Source organism: Desulfobacteraceae bacterium (assembly GCA_022340425.1).
Classification (GTDB): Bacteria; Desulfobacterota; Desulfobacteria; order Desulfobacterales; family JAABRJ01; genus JAABRJ01.
In genome coordinates, this window is record JAJDNY010000080.1 from 1 (window position 1) to 7221 (window position 7221).

6 protein-coding genes are annotated in these 7221 nt (G+C 66.4%); all 6 read left to right on the forward strand.

Features of this window, described 5'->3' with window-relative positions; genetic code table 11:
- Positions 1 to 28: 28 nt before the first annotated feature.
- The 6 genes from LJE63_07375 (at position 29) to LJE63_07400 (ending at position 6955) form a co-directional block, all read left to right on the forward strand.
- The gene (locus LJE63_07375; protein MCG6906429.1) at positions 29 to 166 is read left to right on the forward strand and encodes a DUF5132 domain-containing protein; all 138 of its coding nucleotides are present in this window, start codon (positions 29 to 31) and stop codon (positions 164 to 166) included.
- Positions 167 to 202: 36 nt separating this feature from the next.
- A complete protein-coding gene (locus tag LJE63_07380) occupies positions 203 to 709 on the forward strand; it encodes a hypothetical protein (GenBank protein MCG6906430.1) in 507 nt (168 codons plus the stop codon).
- Between the two features lie 389 nt (positions 710 to 1098).
- Positions 1099 to 4140 (forward strand): cation-transporting P-type ATPase, encoded by a 3042-nt coding sequence (locus tag LJE63_07385; GenBank protein ID MCG6906431.1) that lies wholly within the window; start codon positions 1099 to 1101, stop codon positions 4138 to 4140.
- Complete coding sequence (metK, locus tag LJE63_07390) at positions 4130 to 5326, forward strand: methionine adenosyltransferase (protein MCG6906432.1); 1197 nt, start codon at positions 4130 to 4132, stop codon at positions 5324 to 5326. The genes LJE63_07385 and metK overlap by 11 nt, the downstream gene beginning before the upstream one ends.
- Positions 5327 to 5360: 34 nt before the next feature.
- Entirely contained in the window at positions 5361 to 6395 is a 1035-nt protein-coding gene (locus LJE63_07395; protein MCG6906433.1) for a sodium:calcium antiporter, read from the forward strand.
- A gap of 23 nt (positions 6396 to 6418) precedes the next feature.
- The gene (locus tag LJE63_07400; protein ID MCG6906434.1) at positions 6419 to 6955 is read left to right on the forward strand and encodes a hypothetical protein; all 537 of its coding nucleotides are present in this window, start codon (positions 6419 to 6421) and stop codon (positions 6953 to 6955) included.
- The last annotated feature ends 266 nt before the right edge of the window (positions 6956 to 7221 follow it).

Below are 7221 nucleotides of genomic sequence, written 5' to 3' on the forward strand. Positions count from 1 at the left end.
TCCCGTCGTCGGCAGCATTTTGAAACCATTGACCAAGGCGGTCATCAAGGGCGGCCTGCTGGCCTACGAGGGCGCCAAGGTTTCCATCGCCGAGACCAAAGAGACCTTCGAGGACATCGCGGCCGAAGCCAAGGCCGAGATCGCCCACGGCGGTGAGGGAAAATAAGGACGTGATGACAGGCGAAAGATACCGCGGCCGATCATGAATCAGGTAGAAGCCATGGACGTGCTGCCAGAGGCCCTGCTGTGCCACTCCAGCCCGGGGCGTCTGCGGATTCGCATCCGCCAGAAAAGGGGCGACGGCGCCTTCTTTCAGCGGGTCAAAGAAGCGTTGGCGGCCCATTTTGGGTCTGCGGCGGTCGCAGTCAATCCCGTCACGGCCAGCCTGCTGGTGGAGGGTGCAAGCGTGTCGCCCGCCGAGGTGGCCGCCTTTGCCCGCGAGGCGGGGCTTTGCGCGCTGGATCTGACCCCGGGTCCGCGCCGTGAGGGCGTCCAGAACATCATCAGCCCCCTGCGCACAGCCGACGCCAGGCTTCGGCAAATCAGCAACGGTACGCTGGATGTGCCCAGCGGGGTGTTCGTGGCCTTGGTGGTCTATGGTGTTGTCGAGATCCTGCGCGGCAACTTCCAAGCTCCCCCGTGGTACACGGCTTTCTGGTACGCCTTCGGGGTCTTCACCAAAACCCTCGTGGACGCTACGAAAGCCTAACCGCGGCTTTCACGGTTGCCAGGCGAAGGGCGCTCACCCACATCACGCGCTGATCTCTCACCCCATCGTCGCCACGCCATCGCCTTGGCTGCTGCCGGCTATGGCCTCCTGGCCGCCCGAGGTCCGGGCCTCGCCTGGCCGCTGCCACAGCTGGCAACCCTTCCCATCATCACCGGCGAGGGCCACCCAAGGTCCGCCGATTTTGCCGCGATCCGCCTGAAACGGTCAGATATTGCCGTGGGCCCGGCTCCCGGCAGGATGCCGCCCTTGGCAAACAGGTGGGGTGTTCCCATTGGCGGCCGGTTTCCTCGCAGGTCCTTTCAACCTGCCGCACAGGCGTTTTCCACCTGCGACTGCCGTCGCCACGAACGCCGGGCCGGATGGTAAACATGAACCTCGTCAAACCCATTCACACCAAAATTCCCGGACGGGCGCGCTACCAGGTCGACGGTCTGCGGCAATCCGAGGGCGCCAAGGCCTTCATCGAACGGCAGCTGGCCGGCTTCCGGGATATCGTCAGTGTCTCGGCCAGCACGGTCACCAGCAGGGTGTTGATCACCTTCAACAGCGGCAACACCGCCCAGAGCATCGAACGGCGCCTGGAATCCGTGGTGGCTGCCTGGCGGCGCGACCCCGGGCCGCGCCCGGATAACAAATCGCGGCAAACGCCCGGTCTACAAGCGTGCGGGACCGACGGGCCAAAGCGGGTGCCGGCACCCGCCGCGGACGCTCCCTGGACGGCTTCCCCTCCGGCGGCCTTCCACGAGTCCGGGAACTGGCACCGCATCCACCGCCAGGAGGTGCTGGACCTGGTGGCCAGCGACCCGCAGCGGGGCCTCGGCCTGCCGGTTGCCCGGGCGCGGCTGGAGCAGTACGGCCTCAACACGCTGCCCGAGGGCGCACCGCGCTCGGCTTGGGAAATCCTGGTCGGCCAGATCAACTCCCTGCCCACCTACCTGCTGGCGGCCGCCGCCGGTGTTGCGCTGCTCACCGGGGGGGTGATCGACGCCCTGGTGATCATGGGGGTGGTAGCAGCCAATGCCGCCATCGGCTTCGTCACCGAAAAAGAGGCCGACAAGACCATTCAATCCCTCAAAAAGCTGGTACACCCCAAGGCCGAGGTCATCCGGGACGGGGAGCCGCTGACCGTGGCGGTGGAGGAGATCGTGGTCGGCGACCTCCTCGAGCTCAAGCCGGGCGCCTATGTCGCGGCCGACTGCCGCATCATCAGGGCCGTCAACCTCAGCATTGACGAGTCCATGCTGACCGGCGAAAGCATGCCGGTCTACAAGACGGCGCGCACCCTGGGCGCCGAGGAGGTCCCCCTGGCCGACCGGCTCAACATGGCCTTCATGGGGACCCTGGTGACCGGCGGCCAGGGGCTGGCGGTGGTCGTCGCCACCGGGTGGGCCACCCAGATCGGGCAGCTGCAGGCCCTTCTGCAGCAGACGCAGGCCCCCCAGACGCCCATCGAACGCCAGTTGGGGCGGATGGGGGACCAGTTGGTGATTCTGTGCTGCGCGGTCTGCGGGGTGGTCTTCCTGATCGGGTTTCTGCGCGGCTACGGCTTTTTGGCGATGCTGCGGACCTCCATCTCGCTGGCCGCCTCGGCAGTGCCGGAGGGGCTGCCGGCGGCCGCCACGATCAACTTCGCCATGGGCATCACCCGCATGCGGCAGCACCGCGTGCTGATCCGCCACCTGCAGGCGGTTGAAACCCTCGGCGCCGTCCAGACCATCTGCCTGGACAAGACCGGCACCATCACCGTCAACCAGATGCAGGTGCAGCAGATGATGGTCGACGGCGCCAGGATGGCCGTGGAAGCGGGACGCCCCTTTGCGGCCCTCTCGGAAGCGGGCCTGGAAAAGAGCAGCCTGTCCCACCTGCTGCACGCCTGCGCGCTGTGCAACGAGGTCAAGGTGGACGGGCGGCAGGCCGACGGCCAGCCGGTTCTCCACGGGTCGGCCACCGAGAAGGCGCTGGTGGAACTGGCCACCGGGGCCGGCCTTGATGTGGCGGCGTTGAAAAAGCAGTTTCGCCTGCTGGCGGTCAATCACCGCTCCGAAAGCCGCTTGTTCATGGGTACCCTGCACCGTGTCGCTGAAAACGAGCGCGTCCTCTTCGTGAAGGGCAGCCCGCCGGAGGTCCTGGCCCTCTGCGATCGTCAGGTGATCGACGGCCGGCGCCTGCCTCTGACCGACGCCGACCGCGCCCGCATCGAGCGCGAAAACGAGCGCATGGCCGCCGCGGCCCTGCGGGTGTTGGGGTTCGCCTTCAAGCCCAACCCGGCGGACGCGGAGGATGACAGCGGTCTCACCTGGCTGGGGCTGGCCGCCATGGCCGACCCCATCCGCAGCGGTGCCCGCGGCCTGATCGAGATGTTTCACCGCGCCGGCGTCGAAACCGTCATGATCACCGGCGATCAGAGCCCCACGGCCTATGCGGTGGCACGTGAGCTGAACCTTTCCGGAGGCCAGCCGCTGACGATTCTCGACTCCACCGAACTCAGCCGCCTGGACCCCGAAGCCCTCGCCGCCCTGGCCAAGCAAGTCTATGTCTATGCGCGCGTCAGCCCGGCCCACAAGCTGAAAATCGTGGAGGCGCTGCGCGCGGCCGGCCGCACGGTGGCCATGACCGGCGACGGCATCAACGACGGGCCGGCCCTCAAGGCCGCCGACATCGGTATCGCCATGGGGCGCTCGGGCACCGACGTGGCGCGCGGCGTGGCCGACGTGGTGCTGGAGGAGGACAACCTCGAAATCCTCTCCCAGGCCCTGCGGGACGGCCGCACCACCTACGGCAACATCCGCAAGGCGGTTCATTTTTTCCTGACCACGAACCTCAGTGAAATCCTGTTGATGTTCTCGTCCCTGGCGCTGGGCCTCGGTACTCCGCTGAACGTCATGCAGCTGCTGTGGATCAACATCATTTCCGACATCTTCCCCGGTCTGGCGCTGTCGATGGAAGCCCCCGAACCGGACGTGATGACCCGGCCGCCGCGGGACCCCCAGGCCCCGCTGTTCTCCGCCAGGGACTTCAAAACCATGTTGGGCGAGTCGGCGGGCATCACCGGTGGTGCCCTGGCGGCCTTCGCCTACGGCGCCACCCGCTACGGCCTCGGCTCCGGCGCCGGCACGATGGCCTTTCAGACCCTGACCGTCGGCCAACTGCTGCACGCCTACAGCAGCCGCTCGGAGCACAGCGGGCTTTTCAGCCCCCACCCCCTGCCGCCCAACCCCTACCTGAAGTGGGCCATCGGCGGGTCGCTGGCGCTGCAGACCCTGACTCTTTTTCTGCCGCCCCTGCGCGGCTTCCTGGGGCTGACCGCCCTCCGGCCCGCAGATCTGGCCGTGGTGGCGGCGGCCGCCGGCCTACCGCTGTTCGTTAACGAATATCTCAAGGAAACCAGGCAGGCCCGCCATGAACCGTAACGTCATCTTCATATCCGAGGCGGTCACCGAAGGCCACCCGGACAAGATCTGCGACCAGATCAGCGACGAGATCGTGGATTATTTTCTCGCCCAGGACCCCTGTGCCGCGGTCCGCGCCGAATGCGCCGTGGCCAGCAACATCCTGTTTATCGCCGCGCGCTTCGCCGCCGATGCCAACATCGACTTCTCGCGCCTGGCGCGCAAGGTCATCCAACAAATCGGCTACCGCCAGCCGGATTTCAACCCCCAGACCTGCAGCATTCTCACCAACCCCCAGGCGCTGCCGCTTGAAAAGCGGCAGTGCTTCGACGAACGTTTGCTGAGCGAGGACGAGATCGACCGGATCCCGGCCCAAAAACAGGTGACCGTCTTCGGCTATGCCTGCAACCAGTGCCCCGCCCTGATGCCGCTGCCGGTCTGGACCGCCAACCGCCTGGCCCAGCGGGTGACGGAACTGCGCAAGACCGGTGTCCTGGCCGGCCTTTTGCCCGACGGCAAGGTCCAGGTAGGAGTCGAATACGCCGGCAACCGCCCCCTGCGCATTCATTCGGTGACCTTCGAGCTGGATCTTGCCGAGGAGCAGCCGGCCAGCCCCAAACGGCTGCTGGACGAGATCCGGGAAGGGGTCATCGCGCCGGTGTTCCAACCCCTGGAGATCCAGCCCGACCAGCGCAGCGCCATCAGCATCAACCCCAACGGGCCCTATTCGGGCGGGCCTGCGCGGCATTCGGGTCTGACCGGCCGCAAAAACGCCGTCGACACCTATGGTGAGTACAGCCGTCACAGCGGCAGGGCCCTCAGCGGCAAAGACCCGCTGCGCATCGAACGCAGCGGGGCCTACGCCGCCCGTCACGCCGCCAAGAATGTCGTCGCCGCCGGTCTGGCCGAAGCCTGCGAGGTGGTCCTGAGCTATTCGCCGGGGCTCTCCCGGCCGGTGACGCTGATGGTGCAGACTTCCGGCAGCGGCAAGGGCGGCGACGAGGCCCTGACCGACCTGGTGGGGCGGCATTTCGATTTCCGCCCGGTCGGAATCCTGAAACGGATGGGTTTGCGCCGCCTGCCGGCCGCCAACCCGGATGGTTTTTTTCGCAGGCTGGCGGCCTTCGGGCATTTCGGCCGAACCGAGCTGGACCTGCCCTGGGAGAGCACCGCCGCGGCCGCGGCCTTGGCGGCCGATGCCGGCTGACGGCGAACCTTGGACCCGCCGCGAGGAGGACACCATGATGGAAACCGGAATCCAGTCGGTGATGGTGCAGCAGGCACTGCCGGTGCTGCTGCTGCTGATGGCGATTTTGGTGGTCGTGCTGGGCAAGGGCGCCGACCTGCTGGTGGACGAGGCGGTGGGGGTCTCGCGCCAGCTGGGGGTTTCACCTCTGCTGATCGGCGCCACCATCGTCAGCCTGGGCACCACCCTGCCGGAGGCGGCCGTATCGGTGCTGGCGGCCGTCCAGGGGCGGCCCGGGATCGCGTTGGGCAATGCCGTCGGCTCGATCATCTGCAACACCGGCCTGATCATCGGGCTGGCCACCCTGTGGGGTCCGCTGCCGTTGGATCGCCGGTTGGTCAACCGCCAGGGGTGGGTGCAGTTCTGCGCCGGCCTGCTGCTGGTGGCCGCCTGCATTCCGTTTTTCCACATGCGTCAGGTTCTTCTCAAGGGCGGGATGTTGCCGCAATTTATTGGGGTTTTGTTTCTGCTGCTGCTGGCCGGCTACTTCTGGATTTCCCTGCTGTGGTCGCGCGGGGGTCGGGAGGCGGCGGCCGTGCAGCGCCCGGCACGGCCCGCCAAGGGCGTCCTGCAGCCCCGTTCGGTGGTCAAACTGCTCTGCGGCATCGCCCTGGTGGTGGCCGCCTCCCACGTCCTGATCCCGGTGGTGGAGGCCATCGCCCTGCGCCTGGCCATCCCCGAAGGGGTGGTCAGCGCCACCCTGGTGGCCTTCGGCACCTCGCTGCCGGAGCTGGTGACGGCGGTTGCCGCCGTGCGCAAGGGTGCCGGTGAGCTTGCCATCGGCAATGTCATCGGGGCCAACATTTTAAATGTCCTGTTCGTGGCGGGGGCTGCGGCCAGCGTGACGCGGCCCGGCCTGCTGGCCCCGCCGCATTTCTTTCACACCCTTTTTCCCGCCATGCTGCTCATCCTGGCCGTTTTTCGGGTCGGCATTCATTTTTCGGGGGCCCATCTCAAGCGCGGCTTCGGTGTGGCGCTGCTGGGTCTTTACATGGGCACGACCCTGCTGAGCTACACCCATGGTGGTTAAACTTCAGGGGAGGGGAGGTAGACATGCACTGGATCTCTTTTGCGATCGCCGGCGGCGTCCTGCACTGGCTCTATCGCCGGGGCAAGCGCGCCGCGGGCACGCAGATGGCCCCGCAGCACCCCCGGGCGACCGAGGCGGCCCAGGCGCCGCCGGACCCGGTCGCGGCCGCGCTGGACTCCGAGGACCTCGACCGGCTCCAGGCGGTGGTCGATCTGGCGGCCACGCCGCTTGGACAGCACCGGGTGTTGAGCAAGATCATCGCCCTGGCTTACCGGCAGCGCGAAGACCCGTCGTTGCGCGCCGTCCTGCTGGAAAACGGCCGGCGCTATATCGCGCTTTTTCCGGAGCTGTTCCCCGCGCTGAAGGCCGAATTGGGCGAAAACGTGCACCAGATTCCGGTCTTCAAGCAGATGGCCATCGCCCTGGGTGAAGACGGCGACTACGGTGGGGCCGTGGCCGTCTGCCGCACCGCGCTGGACTACGACATGGATGACGGCACCCGAACCGGGTTTGAGGGGCGGATCGCGCGCCTCCAGAAAAAAGCGGGAGACACCGGTTAGTGCCCCCTCGAAAACATGGGTTTTTATCCAAAAAGCCGTTCGGAAGACCTCATCCAACACGGCGTTCCAAATACCAAGCGTAATGGTATGCTATTTCTGGCGTTTGGAGCCAATCGAGTTCTGAAAATGGTTTTTTGAGTGCCATGCAGCGCGCGCTAATTTCAGGGGGTGCCTATGATATCCAAGAAAGGCAGTATCGAAGAGTTCGTCGAGGCCGTTAAGAGAAAAGAATCTCAAGAAGTTATTGAACTGGCCGATCAGGAAGC